The organism is Marinobacter sp. MBR-105 (assembly GCF_053628895.1).
The window spans coordinates 59,894-80,222 of record NZ_JBRJHG010000008.1 but is presented as its reverse complement, the minus strand read 5'-3'; the positions used below and the strand labels follow the sequence as shown (position 1 = coordinate 80,222).

At 58.9% G+C, this 20,329-nt stretch carries 21 protein-coding genes; 6 read left to right on the top strand and 15 right to left on the bottom strand.

The genetic code is table 11. From position 1 onward, the window contains the following. Positions 1 to 143 precede the first annotated feature (143 nt). From ACSSVV_RS10990 to bioB, 6 genes are all read right to left on the bottom strand, one after another. Positions 144 to 860 carry a putative metalloprotease CJM1_0395 family protein gene (locus ACSSVV_RS10990; RefSeq protein ID WP_454106230.1) on the bottom strand — a complete coding sequence of 239 codons (717 nt, stop codon included), beginning with the start codon at positions 858 to 860 and terminating at the stop codon, positions 144 to 146. An 11-nt stretch (positions 861 to 871) separates the two neighbouring features. Continuing rightward, entirely contained in the window at positions 872 to 1,117 is a 246-nt protein-coding gene (locus ACSSVV_RS10985; RefSeq protein WP_011786197.1) for a flagellar basal body rod C-terminal domain-containing protein, read from the bottom strand. 51 nt (positions 1,118 to 1,168) lie between these two features. Continuing rightward, positions 1,169 to 1,873, bottom strand: coding sequence for a dethiobiotin synthase (bioD, locus tag ACSSVV_RS10980; RefSeq protein ID WP_023011122.1), 705 nt, complete (start codon positions 1,871 to 1,873; stop codon positions 1,169 to 1,171). 182 nt (positions 1,874 to 2,055) lie between these two features. Further along, positions 2,056 to 2,874: a malonyl-ACP O-methyltransferase BioC gene (bioC, locus tag ACSSVV_RS10975; RefSeq protein WP_023011123.1), complete on the bottom strand. Its 819-nt coding sequence runs from the start codon at positions 2,872 to 2,874 to the stop codon at positions 2,056 to 2,058. After that, positions 2,871 to 4,055 carry an 8-amino-7-oxononanoate synthase gene (gene bioF, locus ACSSVV_RS10970; RefSeq protein ID WP_023011124.1) on the bottom strand — a complete coding sequence of 395 codons (1,185 nt, stop codon included), beginning with the start codon at positions 4,053 to 4,055 and terminating at the stop codon, positions 2,871 to 2,873. Before bioF ends, bioC begins: the two co-directional genes overlap by 4 nt. Positions 4,056 to 4,061: 6 nt before the next feature. Then, the gene (gene bioB / locus ACSSVV_RS10965; protein WP_014422142.1) at positions 4,062 to 5,120 is read right to left on the bottom strand and encodes a biotin synthase BioB; all 1,059 of its coding nucleotides are present in this window, start codon (positions 5,118 to 5,120) and stop codon (positions 4,062 to 4,064) included. A 51-nt stretch (positions 5,121 to 5,171) separates the two neighbouring features. Between bioB and ACSSVV_RS10960 the strand changes: the two genes are divergently transcribed. Further along, a complete protein-coding gene (locus ACSSVV_RS10960; RefSeq protein ID WP_031210194.1) occupies positions 5,172 to 5,900 on the top strand; it encodes a ComF family protein in 729 nt (242 codons plus the stop codon). Here ACSSVV_RS10960 and ACSSVV_RS10955 read toward each other — a convergent pair whose 3' ends face one another. Next, on the bottom strand, positions 5,901 to 7,013 hold the full coding sequence (locus tag ACSSVV_RS10955; RefSeq protein WP_023011125.1) for an NAD(P)/FAD-dependent oxidoreductase: 1,113 nt from the start codon (positions 7,011 to 7,013) through the stop codon (positions 5,901 to 5,903). A gap of 123 nt (positions 7,014 to 7,136) precedes the next feature. Between ACSSVV_RS10955 and ACSSVV_RS10950 the strand changes: the two genes are divergently transcribed. Genes ACSSVV_RS10950 through cmoB form a run of 5 tightly spaced genes read left to right on the top strand, consistent with a single transcriptional unit; the run spans position 7,137 to position 10,745 of the window. Next, on the top strand, positions 7,137 to 7,559 hold the full coding sequence (locus tag ACSSVV_RS10950) for a hypothetical protein (RefSeq protein WP_022991410.1): 423 nt from the start codon (positions 7,137 to 7,139) through the stop codon (positions 7,557 to 7,559). A gap of 5 nt (positions 7,560 to 7,564) precedes the next feature. After that, entirely contained in the window at positions 7,565 to 8,584 is a 1,020-nt protein-coding gene (locus ACSSVV_RS10945) for a serine/threonine protein kinase (protein ID WP_023011126.1), read from the top strand. Positions 8,585 to 8,604: 20 nt separating this feature from the next. Then, positions 8,605 to 8,985 carry a hypothetical protein gene (locus tag ACSSVV_RS10940; protein WP_011786206.1) on the top strand — a complete coding sequence of 127 codons (381 nt, stop codon included), beginning with the start codon at positions 8,605 to 8,607 and terminating at the stop codon, positions 8,983 to 8,985. Further along, positions 8,978 to 9,730, top strand: coding sequence for a carboxy-S-adenosyl-L-methionine synthase CmoA (cmoA, locus tag ACSSVV_RS10935; protein ID WP_011786207.1), 753 nt, complete (start codon positions 8,978 to 8,980; stop codon positions 9,728 to 9,730). Before ACSSVV_RS10940 ends, cmoA begins: the two co-directional genes overlap by 8 nt. 22 nt (positions 9,731 to 9,752) lie before the next feature. Continuing rightward, positions 9,753 to 10,745, top strand: a complete 993-nt coding sequence (gene cmoB, locus ACSSVV_RS10930) for a tRNA 5-methoxyuridine(34)/uridine 5-oxyacetic acid(34) synthase CmoB (RefSeq protein ID WP_454106229.1) — start codon at positions 9,753 to 9,755, stop codon at positions 10,743 to 10,745. A 76-nt stretch (positions 10,746 to 10,821) separates the two neighbouring features. Here cmoB and ACSSVV_RS10925 read toward each other — a convergent pair whose 3' ends face one another. The 8 genes from ACSSVV_RS10925 to mutL form a co-directional block, all read right to left on the bottom strand. Continuing rightward, the gene (locus ACSSVV_RS10925) at positions 10,822 to 12,117 is read right to left on the bottom strand and encodes an adenylosuccinate synthase (RefSeq protein ID WP_121207141.1); all 1,296 of its coding nucleotides are present in this window, start codon (positions 12,115 to 12,117) and stop codon (positions 10,822 to 10,824) included. A 73-nt stretch (positions 12,118 to 12,190) separates the two neighbouring features. Further along, the gene (locus ACSSVV_RS10920; RefSeq protein ID WP_011786210.1) at positions 12,191 to 13,372 is read right to left on the bottom strand and encodes an ATP phosphoribosyltransferase regulatory subunit; all 1,182 of its coding nucleotides are present in this window, start codon (positions 13,370 to 13,372) and stop codon (positions 12,191 to 12,193) included. A 191-nt stretch (positions 13,373 to 13,563) separates the two neighbouring features. Continuing rightward, entirely contained in the window at positions 13,564 to 14,439 is an 876-nt protein-coding gene (hflC, locus tag ACSSVV_RS10915) for a protease modulator HflC (protein ID WP_011786211.1), read from the bottom strand. Positions 14,440 to 14,442: 3 nt separating this feature from the next. Continuing rightward, positions 14,443 to 15,627: an FtsH protease activity modulator HflK gene (hflK, locus tag ACSSVV_RS10910; protein WP_022991411.1), complete on the bottom strand. Its 1,185-nt coding sequence runs from the start codon at positions 15,625 to 15,627 to the stop codon at positions 14,443 to 14,445. Positions 15,628 to 15,705: 78 nt separating this feature from the next. Further along, positions 15,706 to 17,004, bottom strand: a complete 1,299-nt coding sequence (hflX, locus tag ACSSVV_RS10905; protein ID WP_022991412.1) for a ribosome rescue GTPase HflX — start codon at positions 17,002 to 17,004, stop codon at positions 15,706 to 15,708. 94 nt (positions 17,005 to 17,098) lie between these two features. Continuing rightward, entirely contained in the window at positions 17,099 to 17,350 is a 252-nt protein-coding gene (hfq, locus tag ACSSVV_RS10900; protein ID WP_011786214.1) for an RNA chaperone Hfq, read from the bottom strand. A 37-nt stretch (positions 17,351 to 17,387) separates the two neighbouring features. Beyond that, the gene (gene miaA, locus ACSSVV_RS10895; RefSeq protein ID WP_220150698.1) at positions 17,388 to 18,377 is read right to left on the bottom strand and encodes a tRNA (adenosine(37)-N6)-dimethylallyltransferase MiaA; all 990 of its coding nucleotides are present in this window, start codon (positions 18,375 to 18,377) and stop codon (positions 17,388 to 17,390) included. Between the two features lie 57 nt (positions 18,378 to 18,434). Then, complete coding sequence (gene mutL / locus ACSSVV_RS10890; RefSeq protein ID WP_014422152.1) at positions 18,435 to 20,324, bottom strand: DNA mismatch repair endonuclease MutL; 1,890 nt, start codon at positions 20,322 to 20,324, stop codon at positions 18,435 to 18,437. Positions 20,325 to 20,329: the final 5 nt, after the last annotated feature.

Genomic DNA, 20,329 nt, shown 5'->3' with positions numbered 1-20,329 from the left:
TGTTTGAAACATACGTTTTGAGGCACAGAATTGTCAATAGCTTTGACTGAAATTTGTGTTGGTTTTGTGTTCGATCAGCAAATTCTCAGGGCAGAAATGACCGGAGAAAACGGGAAGACAAAGAGAAAGGCCAGACGAAGCGATCAGGCGAACAGGGAAGTCACAGACTCGGAATAGCGGGAGTCGCCTGTCATGGCAGAGACATTGCGGTAGCTCTCTTCCGCCTCGCGGGAACGGGCACTGCGAGCATCACCCTGGCTTCCCTCAACACGGGCAGAGGCTTCCGCCGTCCGGGATTCGCCCTCACCTGCCGCCAGCTCCGACTGTGCCTGCAACATGGTCTGCATGGCCTGGGCGGCAACAGCGCGATCCTGACCGGAGGGCTGGGCAGGCGCCATGGCAGCAGCCCGCGCCACGCGCATTTTTTCAATGGTGGCCTGAGGATCCCCCGCCACCGGCGAAACATCAATGGGAACTTCACCGCCTACCGCATACTGGGCGCCATCCGGCCCTCGCTGGTAGGTAAACGACATAGCACCCGCGTACTGCCCACCAGCAGCCTGATGCGCCGCCTCGTGAGCACGCACTTCCCTGTCCCGGGCTTTGAGGTCAGTCAGCTGCTTCAGCTCTTCATCGGTCAGGCCTTGCGGATTCTCGCCCGCGTCGGAGCGTGATTCGGAAGACTGGTCGGATTTTCGTCCTTCGGAAGACTGCTCAACCGATTTTGAGGTTGATGAAGTATCGCCACTGGCAGGCTTTTCACCGGAAGCCTCCGGTGTTCGGCCACTGCCTGCGAACGGCGTGGACGCACCGGTGGGAGAGCCGGAGAAGATGGGAGCGATTGAGGAGAATACGTTCACAGAAACCTGGCTCAGGCGCGAATATCCAGCAGGGTACCCAGCGTTTCATCAGCGGTTTTAACGACCTGAGCAGAGGCCTCGACGCTGCGCTCGTATAGTTTCAGGTCGATCATGGGTTCCACCAGATTTCCAGCGCCCTCCGCTGAGCCCTGAGGACCGTCAACGCCACCTCGGGCAATTTTCCGGGCCGCGTTCTCCATGCCCACCATGCCGTCCTGGATACCCTGAATCCCGATAGCAAGTGTGTTGTTGATCATGAGCAGCCATTCCTGTGACGAACCTTTGACCTGATTAACTCACATTTCTGGTCAATTTTCAATCAGTGGTGTGATATTCAGATACCGAGACAGGATCGCCGGCATCTCGGCGGTATCGGTATTTTCCAACCAGGGAAGCACACCGAGGCAAGGGGCGCCGAGGTGGGTGGACAGGTAGTTCAGGGTATCCTGTTCGCAACTCATCACCTGTTCTTCGGGATGGTTACCTACCCAGCCTGCAACAACCAGTCCGTCGGCGCGAATCGCTTCGGCGCTGAGCATGGCATGATTGATACACCCCAGTTGCAGCGGCACAACCAGTATCACCGGCAGTTTCAACTCTCCCGGCACCGCTGCGTAGGTTTCTCGATCATTGAGTGGTACTCGCCAACCACCGGCGCCTTCGATCAGCAGAAGATCGGCGGGGCGGATCTGCATGCCACGACAAAACCCGACGATTCGCTGGGCGGTGACCTGTTTTCCGGCCTGCTGGGCAGCTACGTGGGGGGCAATGGCTGGTTCCAGGGCGATGGGGTTGATGGTGTCGTACGGAAGTTTTTCGGTGATGGCGGCCTGCAACATCAGGGCGTCTTCGTTTCTCAGGCCTTCAGGTGTCTGGTCGCAGCCGGAAGCGATAGGCTTCATGGCCAGGGTACGTTTGCCGGCGGCTTTGGCTACCTCGAGAATGGCGGCGGAGACAATGGTTTTGCCGACGCCGGTGTCGGTGCCTGTAACGAAGAAAGTATGTTTCGCCATGCTTTATATTCCTACTTTTGGCGCAAGCGAGGGTGCCACTTCTCCTTCCAGGACACGCTACAAGCACATCCATGTGCGCTTGTTTCGGGCCGTCCTTGGCCCTCAACAGTCCTGGAAGGAGAAATGGCACCCTCGCCCAAATGTTTCAGAGGAAGTCCAACCACTAAATACGAACAGCTCAACTAACCAACCCAATACGCCCAAGCCGCACAGTACCCAGCCTCAACGACGTTGTCAGCTCGCGTCGGATAGGCACGACACATCGCCCGAAAACGCCCCGGCGCTGTCACCGTCCGCCGGCGCTCTTCGCCTTTAAACACCGCACCGAGTTCTTTCAACTCACGATTGAGGTGCATTGGTGACTGGTACGGCAGTGAGATGGTTTCAGTAACCTGTTTTGCGTTTGACAGAACCGTCTCCACGAGCGCTTTCCACTGTGCTTCCGGAACAAACCGGTTTACGTGCGCCTGTCCCGGATCGGCCTCGGCCCAGGCCTGCTTCAATTCAGACAAGGTGCCGTCTAGCAGTGTCGATATGGCCAGTCGTCCGCCAGGCCTGAGAATTCTGCGGCACTCCCGAAGGATCAGTTCCGGCCGGGCGCTCCACTGAATCATCAGATTACTGAAAACAAGGTCAACGCTGTTATCGGCCAGCGGAAGTTGTTCGGCATCGGCGTGCAACCAGTGGATCGATCCCGGGCCACGATTAGCAGCCTCTGCCAGCATGCCAGGTGAAAGGTCTGCGCCGGTAACCACCGAGTTCGGGTATTGCTCCGCTAACTTCCGGCTAAACCAGCCGGTTCCGCAGCCTAGATCAAGAACCGATTCGGGCACCGTGCTGTCGGCAAGCTCGGCAAGCATGGAGTCGCCCATGATTTTCTGTAGGCGGGAGGCACCATCATAGGTGGCACTGGCGCCACCGAAGCCGCGAGCAATCGACTGCTTGGTTCCGGTTCCGCCCTCAACAGGAGCCGTTGGCTCTATTCGGGTATAGATGGTCATAGCACTGGCTCCCGGGCCACGGCCTCACTCAGGATGGAACGGCTCTTCGCCAGGGCCCGCAGCAACCGGTCAACATCCGCTTCCGTGTGGGCGGCGCTGAGCGTAACCCGCAAGCGGGCCTCGCCCTCCGGCACCGTGGGCGGCCGTATCGCCGTTACCAGCAGCCCCTCATCCTCCAGTGCGCGGCTGAGCGCCAACGCGGTCCAATTATTTCCGATCATGATGGGCTGAATGGGCGTTCGGGATGACATCAGCTCATAACCCAGATCCTGAGCACCCACCCTGAATTGCTGAATCAACGCGTCAAGATGAGCGCGTCGCTCATCACCGCTCTCAACAGCATCCAGGCTGGCGCAGGTTGCCGCGGCCAGTGCCGGCGGCATGGCGGTGGTGTAGATATAGGTCCGGGCCTTCTGTACCAGGTAGTCAATCAACACGTCAGAGCCAGCGACAAAGGCCCCGGAGGTTCCCACGCCCTTGCCCAGAGTACCGATCAACACCGGCACATCCTCCTGGCACAACCCGGCTTCCAGCACGCTCCCCCGGCCCTGTGGCCCGAGAACACCAATGCCATGGGCATCGTCCACCACCAGAAGCGCATCGTGAGCCTTACAGACGCGAGCCAGTTCCGTGAGTGGCGCAATGTCTCCGTCCATGCTGAACACGCCATCGGTAACCACCAGTTTGTGGCCGGAGGTTGCTGAGAGCATGGCTTCCAACGCGGCCACATCACCGTGAGCATAGCGGCGCACGCGGGCACGGCTGAGAATGCAGCCGTCAATGATCGAAGCGTGATTCAGTCGATCCGAGAAAATGGTATCGCCACGGCCCGCCAGTGCGGAAATGACACCCATGTTTGCCATGTACCCGGTGGAAAAAAACAGCGCCGAACTCCGCCGAGTGAACGCTGCCAGCCTCTGCTCAAGGCGATGATGGGTCTCGTGGTGGCCGCAAACCAGATGCGAAGCAGCTCCGCCCAGGCCGACCTCCGGCAGCGCCTGCTCCAGCGCCCGCATGTTTTCGCCATGACTGGCCAGGCCCAGATAGTCGTTACTGCAGAACGACAGCAACGACCGGCCATCCGCCGTCAGCGTCGGCTGCTGGGGGCCGGCGATCAGGCGGCGGGTTCTGTACAACCCGGCCTGCTTTCGTTCTTCTATCTCTTTGGCGAAGTCACGCATGCGGAATCACGCAGACTCCCGGGTCGCGTCGTAAAACATGTGCCGTGTGGCCTCATATTCCACCGCCTCGGCAATGGCCTCTTCCTCCTGCTCCTCGGTCGCGCACTGCTCCCGCTGCTCCGGCCGGATGCCCAGCTTGCGGAACAACTGCATGTCCGCATCCGCCTCCGGGTTCGAGGTGGTCAGCAGTTTCTCACCGTAGAAAATGGAGTTGGCTCCCGCCATGAAACAGAGTGCCTGCATCTGCTCATTCATCTGCTCACGGCCCGCGGACAAACGTACATGGGAAGCCGGCATCATGATTCGGGCGACGGCGATAATGCGAATGAAATCAAATGGGTCCAGGTCTTCCACATCTTCCAGCGGCGTCCCCTTCACCTTCACCAGCATGTTCACCGGCACGCTCTCCGGGTGCTGGGGTAAATTGGCAAGCTGAACCAGCAGACCGACGCGGTCATCCTCATCCTCACCCATACCCATGATGCCGCCACAACAAACCTTCATACCGGCCTTGCGCACATTGTCGAGCGTATCCAGGCGGTCCTGGTAGGTACGGGTCGTGATGATGTGGTTATAGTATTTCTCGGAGGTATCCAGGTTGTGGTTGTAGTAATCCAGGCCAGCGTCTGCCAACTCCCTGGCTTCCTCTTCTTTGAGCATGCCCAGTGTCATACAGGTTTCCAGGCCCAGGGATTTCACCTGGCGGACCATATCCAGAACGTAGGGCATGTCTTTCTTTGACGGGCTACGCCAGGCGGCACCCATACAGAACCGGGATGCCCCTTTTTCTCTGGCAACGCGGGCCTCAGCCACCACCTTCTCGATTTCCAGCAGCTTCTCCTTTTCAAGCCCGGTGTTGTAATGACCACTCTGCGGGCAATACTTGCAGTCTTCAGGGCAGGCACCGGTCTTGATCGAGAGCAGCGTGCTCACCTGAACCTCATTCGGGTCAAAGTGCTCCCGGTGGATGCTCTGGGCGCGAAACAGAAGATCATTGAACGGAAGATTGAAAAGCTCGCGAGCTTCCTGAAGCGTCCAGTCGTGACGGGTAGCGGTGGCAGTCATGTGAGAGTCCTGTTAACCTTTCCGGGATTTTTGGTTTACGGATAAACCGCGATGATAAACGGACTGATCTCGCTGTCAACCTCGACAAAGGTTAAGGTTAACAGCTCAAGACGCGCCGGACGCTGCGTCATCTGCCTCGCAGGCGCTGCCCAGGATGGCCTTTGCCAGGACTGCCGGAACGACCTGCCCGCCAACCGCTGGTGCTGTCTGACCTGCGCTCTGCCCTTGCCCTTTCCAACCCCGGATGGACATTGCGGCGAATGCCTGGCTTCACCACCGCGTTATAGCCGCTCGCTGATCCCCTGGCGTTACCAGTTCCCGGTTGATGGCATGATCGGCCGCTACAAATACCACGGCCAGCACAAATTCGCGCGACCATTACTGGCGGGTTTTACCGACTACATTGAGCATCATCTGGCAGCCGAGGGCCGGCCGCAGGTTCTGATCCCCGCCCCCATGCACTGGACCCGGCGCTGGCAACGGGGCTTCAATCAGGCCCAGGATATTGCCGAGGCGGTGGGAAGGCGGCTGGACCTGCCTGTCAACGCCCGTCTGGTGCGACGAACGCGACGGGTTCACGCACAACGGAAACTGAACCGGACAAGCCGACTGGCCAATCTTCAGGGGCTGTTTGAGGTTACCGGACCGGTGCCGGCAAACATCGCCATTGTTGATGACGTGGTCACTACCGGAGCCACCGTTCGCGAGCTGGCCTCGGTGCTCACCAGAGCGGGAGCGAAGGAAATCCAGGTCTGGGCACTGGCGCGTACACCCGGCTGATCAATTGGCGAGTTCTGTCAGTACGTGTCCGGCGATAGCCAGACACGAGGTGAGTCCGGGCGACTCAATCCCGAACAGATTGACCAGGCCGTCAACACCATGTTTCTCAGGGCCATCGATGCGGAAATCGGCAAAGCCGCCATCCGGGCCCGCCAGTTTAGGGCGAATGCCCGCATAAGCCGGCTGCAGACGGGCCTCGTCCAGGGACGGCCACCAGCGCCGGATACTGTCGGCAAATCCACGAACACGCTGCGGATCGACCCGATAGTTTTCTTCGTCAATCCATTCCACATCCGGCCCAAACCTGGCCTGACCAGCCAGATCGAGAGTCAGATGAATGCCAAGCCCACCGGGTTCGGGCATGGGATAGATCAGAGTATTGAATGGATGGCGGCCACTGAAGCTGAAATAAACACCCCGGGCCAACCATTGTTTCGGCCTCGCACACTCGGGCAACCCCGACCATAGCCCCGCAAGTGCTGGGGCGCCAAGTCCAGCAGCATTAACCACTTCCCGAGCCTTCAGCAACAGATCTCCGGTCCCACCCACCTTCAGAACATGCCCCTCCGGACCGGATTCGGCAGACACCACCGGACTGTTCAACGCAATCTGACCACCGGCGTCTTCCAGATCACCCTGCAGCGCCAGCATCAGGCCATGACTGTCTACGATCCCGGTTTGCGAAGACCAGAGCCCGGCAGTGGCCTGGATTGAGGGCAATTGGCACGCCATCGCAGTGCCCTCATATAACGCCAGGGACACACCGTTTCGGCCCGCCTGCGCCTGAATGCCAACAAGACGTTCGGCCTGCGCGGCGTCACTGGCAATGATCCACTTCCCGCATTTTCGATGCATAACCTTATGGCTGACACAATATTCATAAAGCTGCTGCCGGCCTTCCACGCAAAATCGAGCCTTGAGGGAATGCTCCGGGTAGTAGATACCGGCATGAATGACTTCGCTGTTGCGGGAGGATATGCCTTCACCAATGGCGGCACCGGCTTCCAGCACCAGCACCTCTCTCCCCGAACGGGCCATCGCACGCGCAATGGCAAGTCCTACTACGCCGGCGCCGATTACTACGGTCTGTATACTGAACTGCTCCTGAGCCACTCCGCATTCCTCTACCCTGCTCTCTGGCAGGGAAATTACCGCAGATCAACGCTGGTTGCATTACCTGCCCGCCAAGAACCGTTATACTTGCCCCAAGACAGAACGAACGCATGGAGCCTGGCGATGTCTGATAGAAAACAGTTTATTACCGTTATGGTGGTTGCCGCGCTTTTTGTTGGCTGGATTGGCTGGCGTGGCTTTGAAGTGACCCACCTGAACGCGCAACTGAAGGAAGACAGAGTCGTCGCCGGTTACCCGTACCAGCACCGCGTATTGAGGGTTGAGGGAGATACTGCCGTCATCAGTTCTCTTCGGTCCCACTCGGTATCAACCCAGAAGGCCCTGACCGCCGTATTCCCCGGCATGCGCCATCTGGCAGACACCCATCGCGACTGGCAGAAAGCAGAACGGGAGCTTGCCCAGGTTCAGGCCAGAGCCGGGGATCTCGTCCTGGCCACGGGTCGGGTCAACCGCATTCGCTGGGAGCTGGACGAAAACTGGTACCATTTGCAATCCATGAAAACCCGATACGACACCACATTCTGAGCCCTATGCAGACTGAACCTCCGGCGATCACCCCATCCTCGCATCCCTACGATGCCCTCACCCCGGAAGTTATTCTGGATGCCATTGAGACGCAGGGATTCGAGGTCAACGGCCGGCTGTTTGCCCTGAACAGCTATGAGAACCGCGTCTATCAGGTCGGCATTGAAGACAAGCCACCGGTAATTGCCAAATTCTACCGTCCAGGCCGCTGGCCAGATGCGGCGATTCTGGAAGAACACGAATTTACCCTGTCACTGCAGGAGGCCGGGGTGCCCGTGGTTGCCCCTTTGGTGCTGCCGGGCGGGCATTCCCTCGGCCAGTACGGGGATTTCAGATTCGCGGTATTTCCGCAACGCGGCGGCCAGGCCCCGGATACCAGTGTGACCGACACCCTGTATAGACTGGGCCAGTGGCTGGGGCAGATTCACAACATTGGTGCCTTGAAACCGTTTGAGCACAGACCTGGGTTTGATCTGTTGGCGGGGCTGGAACAGAACAACCAGCTGCTGGTGGAAGGTAACTGGATTCCGGATGATCTCAGACCGGCCTGGAATTCCCTGATTCCGGACCTGATCGCCAACTGCCGTGAACGGATAGCCGAAGCCGGCCCGGTAGACACCTTGCGCATTCACGGTGATTGTCACGCCGGCAACATTCTGTGCCGGGACGAAACCATGCTGTTTGTGGATCTGGACGACTGTCGCACAGGCCCGGCGGTACAGGACATGTGGCTGCTACTGAACGGAGACGCCAGCGAGCGGGGCGCCCAGCTTGGCGAATTGCTGGAAGGTTATGAAATGTTCCGGGATTTCAATCGTCGCGAACGCCACCTGATTGAACCCCTGCGATGCTACAGGCAAGTCGCCCACTGTGCGTGGCTGGCAAGGCGCTGGGAAGATCCGGCCTTCCCGAGATTCTTCCCCTGGTTTTCACAGCCGCGGTTCTGGTCAGACCAGATCCTGTCCTTACGGGAACAGCTGGCCGCACTACAGGAACCGGCTATCAGCGTGCCGGGCCAATTCTGATTTTCTGACACGAGGTACCCATGAGCGATAACGAACGGCGTTTCACAGCCAAAAGCCTGATTGTTACCGGAGTTGCCGCCATCGTCGGTACGGTACTGGTGCTGGAAGCGTCTGGCCGGATTGATCACTCCGACAACAAGGACCACGCTCCGGTGGGTGAATTTACCGCCATTCACGTCAAACCCGGCGAAACCTTCCGTATGTCCCGCAAATCCTCGGAGCTGCACGCCGTTTGTGAGAATGGCTACCTGGCCATTGCTGCCGATGTCGATCCATCTTTCCGGGGCATTCTGGTCGACTACAAAAACCGTGGGGTTCGCTGCGCACGGCCGTCCCCTACCGACAAGGATCTGGCGACACCTCGCCCCGATGAGCGCGAGGCCGGAGCGGGCGATGAGTAATCGCACGCCCCCGGAGCAATTGACCGACCGGTTATTTGCCACTGAGCGCAATCCCGAGGATTTCCGCTTTGACGCGTCCGTCGCCCGGGTGTTTCCGGACATGATCCGTCGCTCTGTCCCCGGCTACACCACCATCATCCCGATGATTGAGGTGATCACGGAACAGTACGTTCAGCCAGGCTCACATTGTTACGACCTGGGCTGCTCGCTCGGCGCGTCCACTCTTGCCATGCGCCATGGCATCCCCTACCCGGACTGCACTCTGGTGGGCGTGGACAATTCCGAGGCGATGATTGAGCGCTGCGAGCATTATGTCGCTCTGGATGATCACGACCTGCCGGTTACACTGCGCTGCGAGGACATCCTGAGCACCGAACTGAGCAATGCCTCAGTCACCACCCTGAACTTCACGCTGCAGTTCGTGCCGCCCGAGCAGCGGTTGGCCCTGCTGACCCGTATCGGCGACGCCACCCTGCCCGGCGGCGTGCTGGTTCTGTCCGAGAAGATCCGATTTGAATCCGACGCGGAACAGGCCATCCAGACCCGCCTTCATCACGAGTTCAAGCGGGCCAACGGCTATTCGGACCTGGAAATCAGCCAGAAGCGTGCCGCCATCGAGAAAGTACTGATCCCGGAAACCCTGGCAGACCACCGGGATCGATTGCAGCGCGCCGGCTTTGACCAGGTACTGGTGTGGTACCAGTGCTTCAACTTTGTCTCGATGCTGGCCATCAAGAACTCCTGACTTATCCACCGAAAGACATACCATGGCACTGTTTGACTGGCACAAGCACTTTGATCCCGTTCTTTCCTACCTGAACGAAACCGGTAACACCCGGTGGACCACAGCCCTGAAAGAACAACTCACTCGACGGTTTGAGGACAACCCCCACGGCGATATGGAACGCTGGCACAACGCACTGCAGTCCTTGCCAGATGTTGCCGATGCCAGGGTCGACCTGAATCGGTCTGCAATCACGTTGACCAGCCCCAGCGGCCTGGATCCAGACGCCATGACCCGCCTTGAGAATGGATTGCGGGGACTGATGCCCTGGCGTAAGGGCCCGTTCGATTTTTTCGGTACCTACATTGACACCGAATGGCGATCAGACTGGAAATGGGACCGGGTAGCGCCGCATCTGGCGGATCTGGCCGGGCGCACCATTCTGGACGTGGGCTGCGGCTCCGGCTACCATTGCTGGCGCATGGCTGGAGCGGGGGCCAGGCAGGTGATCGGCATCGACCCGGGGCTGTTGTTCATGTTTCAGTTCCTGGCAGTCAAAGGGTATCTGGGCCAGGCTCCGGTCGATCTGCTCCCGGTGCGCATGGAAGACCTCCCGGCCGACATGGAATGCTTTGACACCACCTTCTCCATGGGCGTGCTGTATCATCGTCGTTCACCGCTGGACCATCTGCTGGAACTCAAGGGCACGCTGCGTCGCGGCGGCGAACTGGTGCTGGAAACCCTGGTTGTAGACGGCCCGGAGGGCTACAGCCTGATGCCCGAAGACCGTTACGGCCAGATGCGCAACGTCTGGTTCTTGCCGAGCTGCCCGACCCTGCTCCGGTGGCTGGACAGAACCGGGTTCCGCAACGCCCGGGTGGTAGACGTCAGTGAGACCACCACCGATGAGCAGCGCCAGACCGACTGGGTGCGTTTCAATTCACTGGCGGACTTTCTGGACCCAGACAATCCCTCGAAAACCATTGAAGGCTACCCGGGCCCCAAGCGGGCGACACTGATCGCAGAAAAGCCCTGACACCCTGCACCAGAAAACCGGCACAAAAAAACCGCCTGGGGCATCCACCACAGGCGGTTTTTATTAGCTTCTGAACTTACTCTCCGAACGGATGCCGCAGAGTAATGGTTTCCACACGATCCGGACCGGTGGAAATAATATCAATCGGCGCCTCAATCTGCTCTTCCAAGAAGCGGATATAGGCCTTGGCGTTCTCCGGCAGCTGATCCACGCTGGTCAGGCCAACCGTGCTCTCGCTCCAGCCCGGCAGCTCCTCATACACCGGCTCGATATCGCTGTAGCTGTCGCAGCCGATGGGGGGACGGGTGATTTCGCCGTTCGGAGTCTTGTAGCCAATACACACCTTCACCGTTTCCAGACCGTCCAGAACGTCCAGCTTGGTCAGGCAGATACCGGACACACTGTTGATCTGGATAGCATGGCGCAGGGCGACCGCATCAAACCAGCCACAACGGCGGGAACGACCGGTGGTAGTGCCCACTTCGTTGCCCTTGACGGCGAGGTGCTTGCCCATGTCGTCAAACAGTTCGGTCGGGAACGGGCCGGAACCTACCCGGGTAGTGTAGGCCTTGGTGATACCCAGCACATAGTCCAGATACAGCGGACCAAAACCGGAGCCGGTAGCGGTGCCGCCAGCGGTGGTATTGGAGGACGTCACGTACGGATAGGTACCCAGGTCGATATCCAGCAACGAGCCCTGAGCGCCTTCGAACAGGATGTGCTCTCCGCGCTTGCGGTAGTCGTGCAAAATATCGGTTACGTCTGCGGCCATGGGCAGGATTTCCTCGCCCATCTGCTTGAGCTCTTCCAGGGCCGCATCGATATCCTCGGCCTCTTCCTTGAAGTACTCGGTGAGAACGAAGTTGTGGTACGACATGATTTCCCGCAGCTTGATCTCGAAATCGGCGGGGTTGCACAGGTCACCCAACCGAACACCCCGGCGGGAAACCTTATCCTCATACGCAGGGCCAATTCCCCGGCCGGTGGTACCAATCTTGTCATTGCCACGGGCACGTTCGCGGGCCTGATCAATACGCACGTGGGTGCGCAGGATAATCGGGCACGCCAGGCTGATTTTCAGGCGGTCACGAACGGCAACACCGTTAGCCTCCAGCTCCCGCACTTCTTTCAGCAGGGCTTCCGGCGAGAGCACCACACCGTTACCGATGAGGCACTGGACATCCTGCCGCAGTATGCCGGACGGAATCAGGTGCAGAGCCGTCTTCTTACCTTCGATCACCAGTGTGTGACCGGCATTATGCCCGCCCTGAAAGCGGACAACGGCAGCCACCTTGTCTGTCAGAAGGTCAACAATCTTGCCCTTGCCTTCATCACCCCACTGGGTGCCCAGCACAACTACGTTTTTACCCATGATTCTCTCTCAATTCAGACGGGCCAGAAGCACACGCCCTGAAGATTTACCCCGGAAATTAAACAAAAACAGCTCAGGCGATGGTTTCTACCACCCATTGGCCATCACGATTCACCAGTTGACGGTCACACCCCCGCTCCGAAGGATCCGTCTCACGATCGTCCGGCAATGCCCGGATCACCGTTTCAGTCATTCTCAGGCCGGAAATCACGCCTTCCAGCCTGGCATCGTTGTCCGCTGGCGCCCATATGGCTCCGGCTTTACGGAACGGGCGTTCGCCCAGCGACACCAGTGCGCGGATATCCAGACTGAACCCGGTGGCAGGCCGCGCGCGACCAAAGTCACTGCCAATAGCGTCATATCGGCCACCTTTCGCCACAGCATCGCCATGGCCCGGCACATAGGCCGCAAAGACCAAACCGGTGTGATAGTTGTATCCGCGCAATTCACAAAAGTCGAAGCCCAGGCTGACTTCCGGAAAATCGCGGTTCAACATGTCCGCCACTCGGGCAAGTTGATCCAGCGCCGCATCAATAGCACCGGAGGCGCCACTGAGAATTTCCCGGGCATCGGCCAGGGATTCTACCCCACCGCTGACCCTGGCCAACTGGCGCAACCTGAAACCGGCAGAGCCCGGCACACACTCACCCAGCAGGCGATCCAGCTCGGGTACGGACTTGCGTGCCATGGCATCAAACACCGCCGCTTCGGTATCACGATCAAATCCGGCGTCAGAAACCAGGCTTTCATAAATCGAAACGTGAGCCAGGTCCAGATGCAGCCTGGGCAAACCGGCCACGCGCAGAGTTTCCAGCATCAGACTGATCACTTCCATATCGGCAGCTTCGGAGCCACTGCCAAACAGCTCACAACCGGCCTGTATCGGTGTCCGTCCGGTCAGCATGTGGCGAGGTCGGGTATGCAGCACATGTCCGGCATAGCAGAGCCGGGTAATGCCGTCCTGGCCCAAGGTATGGGCGTCTATGCGGGCAGCCTGGGGCGTCATATCGGCGCGAACACCCATCATCCGACCGGTCAGCTGATCGGTCAGTTTGAACGTCTGCAGTTCCAGGTCGTGGCCTGTACCGGTAAAGAGGGATTCGAGATATTCAATCAGCGGAGGAATAACCAGCTGGTAGCCCCAGCGCTGGCAGGTATCCATAACATCCCGGCGCAGGGACTCGATCCGCCCGGCCAGCGGCGGCAGAATGTCCTCTACCCCGTCAGGCAGTAACCAGCGATCAGATACAGTCATGAGATTCTGTTGTCCGTTTCTCCCACGCTGGCCATAGGACCAGGGGGTAACTCAGGATTTAGGCGCTCGGGCTCAGAAAACCCGACACAAAACCGCCAGAATTTTACACGGTTGGCAGGCACAAAAAAACCGGAATCCAGGGGTTCAGTAAAAATTCCCCGCAGATTCCGGCTTGGCTGGTGTCAGCCGGCTCAGTTAGCGCCGGCAGGACTCTTCAGGAACTTCATAAAGTCACTGTCGGAATCAATCACCATGATGTCGTCCTTGCTGGAGAAGGTATTCTGGTACGCCTGCAGGCTGCGGTAGAAGCTGTAGAACTCCTCGTTGGCACCGTAGGCCTGAGCGTAAATGGCGGCCGCTTCCCCGTCACCTTCACCGCGTGTGGTTTCGGCTTCTGCAAAGGCGTTGGCCAGGATCACCGTTTGCTGACGGTCGGCATCAGCACGGATACCCTCGGCCAGCTCCTGCCCCCGGGAACGGAATTCCTGGGCCAGCTTCTGGCGCTCCGTGGCCATCCGCCGATAGACGTTCTCGCTCACCTGTCCGGGGAACTCGATGGCTTTCACCCGAATATCCAGGACTTCGATACCAAACTCCTTGATGGAGGTCTCGTTGACCCGATCACGTAGCGTGTGCATCAGCTCGTCCCGCTGACCGGACACCACCTCATGCATGGTACGGATACCGAATTCATCCCGGAGACCGTTGTCCACGCGAGACAGGATCAGGGTCTGCGCACGGAACTCATCGCCACCCGTGGCGCGATAGAACTGATCCACGTTAAGGATCTTCCAGGCAACATAGGAATCCACATCCAGCGGCTTCTTCTCAACCGTCAGGTACTGGCGGGAAGGCAGATCCATCGTCAGCACCCGGATATCAAACTCCCTGATCTGGTCAATAACCGGCACTTTGAAATGCAGGCCAGCCTGAATATTGGTTTCAACCAGCTCCCCGAAGCGAAGTTTCACGCCCCGATGGGTCTCAGGAATGATGTAAACACTGGACAGCACGAGCAGGACAACAATAAGGGCGCCTGCAAGGCCCACTACACCTTTAGGTCCCATAACTTATCTGCTCCTCCGGGTATTGGTGTCCTGGCGGGTGCGCAGCTCCTGCAACACCTGATCGGTCAGGGTCTGGATATCCACCTGTTGGCCACTGCTGCCGGACATCCGGCTGCCAGATGACGAAAGCGAACCCTGCGTCAGACGATCCAGGGGCAGATACATCATGTTGCCGCTGCTCTCGGTATCGACAAGGATTTTGCTGCTGTTACCCAGCACCTGCTCCAGTGCCTGGATATACATGCGCTCACGGGTAACGACCGGGGCCTGCTCATACACGGCCAGCAGCTGGTTAAAGCGTGCAGTTTCACCGCGTGCCCGCTCGATTACTTCCTGCTTGTACGCGTTGGCTTCCTCAATCATGCGCTGTGCCTGACCTCGGGCCTCGGGAACAATCTTGTTGCGGTAGGTTTCCGCTTCTTCCTTCAGACGCTGCTCATCCTCGCGAGCACGCTGAACCTCACGGAACGCGTCCTGTACCGGCGCTGGAGGCTGGGTGCTCTCGACGTTGACCCGGACAATCTCGAGGCCGGTTCCGTAATCTCTCAGGAAGCTTTGCAGGCGCTGCTCAACCCGCACGGCGAGTTCCGCCCGACCTTCAGTCAGTACGTCGTCCAGTGAAGAACTACCGACCTCATGACGCAGGGCACTATCGGTGGCAAAAGCCAGGGCCTGGTTGGAATCCCGTACATTCAGCACGTACGCCCGGGCATCACCCACGCGATACTGGACCTGAAGATCCACGGTCACCAGGTTTTCATCCTGGGTCAGCATCTGGCCAGAGGACTCGGCAGTACGGATGCTGGTAACGCGAACCTTGTTGACGGTGTCAATCAAGGGCACCTTGAAGCGGAGACCCGGCTCCTCGGTACGGTTGTATTCACCGAAGCGCAGCACCACCGCCCGCTCCTGTTCGTCAACCGTATAGAACGACTGGTAGATGACATAGCCCGCGACCAGGATGGCCGCAATGGCCAGAATGGCACCAAAACCACCTGCGCTGCCACCGGAGCTGCTGCCACCTCCAGAATTACCGCCTTTGCCGCCAAGCATGCGATTGAGCTTGTCGAGCCCTTTTTTCAGCGCTTCGTCGAGGTCTGGCGGCCCCTGATCATTGCCGCGACGACCACCACCGGTTCCCCAGGGATCGTTGTCGTTACGGTTTCCACCCGGTTCATTCCAGGCCATAGTTCTCTCCGTTCGTGTTTAATCGAATGGCTGCAAATACTAGGGATTTATCAAGGCCCCGGCAATAGCAGGGGCCGTTCAGACCGGCCGGCTTTCCAACCGGATCACGTCTTCACGCACACCGGCACGGCTCAAAAGCTGCAGCCAGTCCCGGTTCTGCAGCCGGACTTCCAGTACCTGATCGCCGTTGTCGCAATGCTCTTCGCTCAGAACCGAACCGGCCTCGTGCAGCAGCGCTCTGAGCTTGCCATCGGCCGGACCCAGGCGCACAAAGTGGTGCACCACATCCTCTGCCAGACGCTCGACGATGGCGTCAAACAGCAGCTGCAGGCCTTCACCGCTTACGGCCGACACCCAGGCTCGCACCGGCAATCCTTCTTCGTTGCGATCAATGCGGGGCTCAAAACCATCAAGCAGGTCAATCTTGTTGAACACCTGTAGCATCGGAATCTCATCGGCTCCGATTTCGGCCAGCACATTTTCCACCTGCTCGATGTTTTCATCCCGGCGGCTGTCGTGACAGTCGATCACATGCAACAGCAACGTGGCCTGCGTGGTTTCTTCCAGCGTCGCCCGGAAGGCCTCCACCAGCTTGTGCGGCAAATGCCGGATGAAGCCCACGGTGTCGGCCATTACGACCGGCCCGATGTCGGGAAGTTCCAGACGGCGCAGGGTCGGATCCAGGGTCGCGAACAACTGGTCTGCTGCATATACGCTGGAAGTGGTAATTCGGTTGAACAGCGTGGACTTGCCCGCGTTGGTGTAACCCACCAGCGACAACGTGGGTATGTCGGCACGCTTGCGTGCGCGACGGCCCTGATCCCGTTGCTTGCGGACTTTTTCCAGGCGCCGGTGAATGGATTTGATGCGTTCGCGCAGCAGCCGGCGGTCGGTTTCGAGCTGGGTTTCACCCGGCCCCCGCAAGCCGATACCCCCTTTCTGGCGCTCCAGGTGAGTCCAGCCCCGCACCAGCCGGGTAGACATATGCTCCAGCTGCGCCAGTTCCACCTGCAGCTTGCCCTCGTGGGTCCGGGCCCGCTGCGCAAAGATATCCAGGATCACGCCCGTGCGATCAAGCACCCGGCACTTGAGCTCGCGCTCAATGTTACGTTCCTGGCTCGGGCTCAGGGCATGATTGAACAGCACCACATCGGCCTCGGAAGCGGCCACGGCATCCCGGATTTCCTCAAGCTTGCCCTCTCCCACAAAAAAACGCGGGCTGGGCTGCTTCCGGGTGCCGGTTACCGTAGCAACCGGCTCTACGCCGGCGGATGTCACCAGTTCCCGGAACTCTCCCGGATCTTCGGTATCGTCGTGGGCGGTAAAATCAATGTGAACGAGAACCGCCCGTTCTCCGACATCTGGACGCTCAAACAAGTTTCATCAACTCCATAAACACAAACACCCGCGACCATTCAAGCACATAGGCTGTCCTGGAGCGCGGGTGTGAAAGCGGGAAAAGCAGGCGTTATCAGTCTTCAGACTCACCTTCACCTGCCGGGTTCTGCTGCGGTAGCCGGACGTTACGAGCAGGAACCACAGTGGAAATAGCGTGCTTGTAAACCATCTGGCTCACCGTGTTCTTGAGAAGAATCACGAACTGGTCAAAAGACTCAATCTGGCCCTGAAGCTTGATACCATTGACCAGAAAGATGGAAACCGGAATGCGTTCCTTGCGCAATGCATTGAGGTAAGGGTCTTGTAAAGAGTGCCCTTTTGACATGTGTTTTCTCCTGTTTATAAGTAAATGCAGATCGTCATTATTCAACGTTAAATGTGGTGTGAAGCCCGGATTTTTTCAAGGTATCCAGCACCACTTGCGGGTCGGCGGAGTCCAGCCAGTGCACATCTCGCCATTTTCGCAACCAGGTAAGCTGCCGTTTCGCCAACTGACGGGTGGCGGCAACGCCCTTGGCAACAAAGCTGTCGTAATCCTCGTTGCCTGACAGGTAATCCCAGGCCTGTCGATAACCCACGCAACGCATCGAGGGAAGATCGGGGCTGAGATCACCCCGCGCCATCAAGGCACGGACTTCATCAAGGAAGCCTGCTTCCAGCATTGCCAGAAACCGTTTCTGTATCCGCGAATGCAGCACAGAGCGCTCGGCAGGCGCCAGGGCAAACTGAAAAACAGTATACGGCAGGCCAGCGCTTTCGTCTGCCTGCCAGCTGGTAAAATACGTGTAATCCTCAATACCAGACTGCGGATGTTGCCCGGAAGTTCCCGATTCTGACTGCCAGAACGAGGAGATCGGCTTATCTGTAAGCCGGATCACCTCAATGGCCCGCATCAGTCGCTGGCGATTGTTGGGATGAATCAGGCGCGCAGCCTCGGGATCTTTTTCTGCCAACTCCTCATGAAGGGCGCCCCAGCCATCGCGTTCGGCTTCCCGCTCAATTTCTGCCCGCAGCGCCTGATTTGCCGAAGGCAGATTCGACATGCCATGCAGCAACGCCTTGAAGTACATCATGGTGCCACCCACCAGCAACGGGATCCGGCCACGGCCAGATATATCGCTCATGGCCGCCAACGCATCGCGGCGAAAATCCGCCGCGGAATAGGTCTCCGCCGGATCACAGATATCGATCAATCGATGTGGTGCCAGGGCGAGTTCTTCAGGCGAAGGTTTGGCAGTGCCAATGTCCATGCCACGATAAACCATCGCGGAATCCACACTGATGATTTCACAGGGCAACGTACGGCAGAGCTCAATGGCAAGATCGGTCTTGCCAGACGCAGTCGGCCCCATCAGAAAGATCGTTGGCGGCAATGAACCCTGCTGGGAGCGGTTATCGGGAATCACCGCTTAGCGCCCCCGCAGAAACAGCTTGTCCAGTTCAGACAGGGTGACCAGGGTCCAGGTGGGACGGCCATGGTTGCACTGTCCGCTGCGCTCCGTTGCTTCCATATCGCGAAGCAACGAATTCATTTCTGGAATCGTGAGCTGCCGGTTTGCCCGCACCGACCCATGGCAGGCCATGGTGCCGAGCAATTCATGGGTGACCGCTTCAACGCGATCACTCTGGCCGTGCTCAATCAGATCTGCCAGCACATCGCGCACCAGCTGCTCAGTGTCTGCCCCTCGGAGCAATGCCGGGATCTGCCGCACTGCCAACGTCTCTGGCCCGATACGCTCAATCTGCAGACCAAGGTGCTGCAGCTCTTCTCCATGGCTCTCCGCAAGCGCCGCCTCTTTCTGGCTCACTGCCAGTGACAGGGGCACCAGCAAAGGCTGGCTCTTAAGATCCTGTTCGACCAGGGCCCGCTTCATGCGCTCATAAGTAATACGCTCATGGGCGGCATGCATATCCACCACGATCAGGCCGGCACGGCTCTGGGCCAGAATGTAGATTCCGTGCAGCTGGGCAATCGCATAACCCAGTGGCGGCTCTTCCGCATCATCCCTGGGCGGCGTAACCGAAGCTGACGCCGCTGGCATTTCTGCCCGAGCAACAGGGGTTGAAACACCGCCACCCTCATTCAACGACTGGTAAAACGCCATCTGATCACTGGCCCGCCACTCCTGCTGGGGTGACTGCCCGGGCGACGACGGATAAGCCTCAGTGCGTGACTGTGTGGGCCAGGGTCCCGATGTACCCGGGGCACTGAAACCGCCAGCCGAATGCTCGGGTTCAACAACCGCAGACTCACGACCAAAGGATTGGGCCGCCGCCCCACGGAGATGATCGTCCGGGCGTACATCCGCCAGGGCTCGATGCAGAGTCCGGAAAATAAAATCGTGAACCAGCCGGCCGTCGCGGAACCGAACCTCATGCTTGGTTGGGTGAACGTTGACATCCACCGTAGCCGGATCTACCTCCAGGTACAGCACAAATGCAGGGTGACGGTTGTTGTACAGAACGTCCCGGTAGGCCTGGCGAACTGCATGGGCGACCAGTTTGTCCCGGATCACCCGGCCATTCACAAAAAAGTACTGCAGATCTGCCTGACTGCGGGAAAAGGTCGGCAGCGCCACCCAACCCCAAAGGCGCAACCCGGTGGCCTCGGCATCAATAACCACCGCATTGTCGATAAACTGCTGGCCACACAGCGAACCAATCCGACGTTCCTTGTCCAGATCCGTCTCAGCAGGGCGCAGGCTTTGCACCACTCTCTGGTTATGACGCAGGGTAAAACCGGTATCGAACCGACTCAGAGCCTGACGGCGAACACACTCTTCAACGTGGTTGAATTCGGTTTTTTCCGTGCGCAGGAATTTGCGGCGGGCAGGAGTATTGAAGAACAGATCCCTCACTTCAACCGTGGTACCCACGGGATGGGCCGCCGGTGAGATGCGAGCATCCATATCGCGGCCCTCCACCTCAACACGGGCCGCCGCTTCCTGCAACTCGGTACGGGAGGTGAGGGTCAGGCGTGACACGGAGCTGATACTGGCCAATGCCTCACCCCGGAATCCCAGAGAGGCCACAGCCTCAAGATCATCCAGGGTCAGGATTTTGCTGGTGGCATGCCGGCTCAGGGCCAGAGGCAGGTCCGCCTCTTCAATACCGGAGCCGTCGTCACGCACCCGGATCAGTTTTGCCCCACCCTGCTCGATCTCTACATCGACGCGCGAGGCCCCGGCATCCAGGGCATTTTCAACCAGCTCTTTAACAACAGAAGCAGGACGTTCTACCACCTCCCCGGCAGCAATCTGGTTGGCAAGCCGGGGGGACAGTAACTGGATGTGGGGCATATCCG